The organism is Bartonella sp. AA126HLJHH (assembly GCF_042197425.1).
Lineage (GTDB): Bacteria > Pseudomonadota > Alphaproteobacteria > Rhizobiales > Rhizobiaceae > Bartonella.
Genome location: NZ_JBHIRU010000136.1, coordinates 1 through 598, shown reverse-complemented (window position 1 = coordinate 598; position 598 = coordinate 1). Strand labels below are relative to the sequence as shown.

The 598-nt window shown below is 41.0% G+C and carries 2 protein-coding genes; both read right to left on the bottom strand.

Features of this window, described 5'->3' with window-relative positions:
* Window positions 1–299: hypothetical protein (locus tag ACFIQC_RS10170; protein WP_375707162.1), on the bottom strand; the 299-nt coding region annotated here is incomplete at its 3' end.
* A gap of 20 nt (window positions 300–319) precedes the next feature.
* Window positions 320–598: DUF4043 family protein (locus tag ACFIQC_RS10165; RefSeq protein WP_375707161.1), on the bottom strand; the 279-nt coding region annotated here is incomplete at its 5' end.

Genomic DNA, 598 nt, shown 5'->3' with positions numbered 1-598 from the left:
TCCTTATCATCTGCAACAAAAGACTTTTGATCTGTTGGCGTAAAATCTTGCGTGCCTTGGGCTTTGATGTCTTTTTCACTGAACTCATTGCCTCCATAGGTGCTGCCTATCTTTAATTTTGCCTCAGAAAATGCCGTCTTGACAAAAGCCTTCATCGAAGTGATCAAAGCGCCACGGGGTAATATCCCAATTTTCTCCGTAAGATGCTTATCTTTATGCGAGATATTTAACCGCAAAAAACTTACCTGTTGGGTATGTAGATTTCTGCCCTGTAATGGAGGGGGTAATTGATCTGCCATGTCTTGTTTCCTCCCTATGATTAATTATCAGGTTCACCACTGTAGGTGGGGATAACAATCGTTCCAAAATCTTGCGCTGCTTGAGAGCTATTTGGAAATTTGAAACGGGTTTTTTTCATGCCAATCAGTGTTTTCGCAGACAAACCATAGTAACGTTGATAGTCGAAATGCTCTTCCACCAATTTATAGCGATTGACATTGCGATTATTTCCAAAAGCCATAACGATACTTTGTGCTCCAAGAAAAACAGCACGACGCACACTTTTTTTCGCTGTATGATCGGTAGATTTAACCCCATG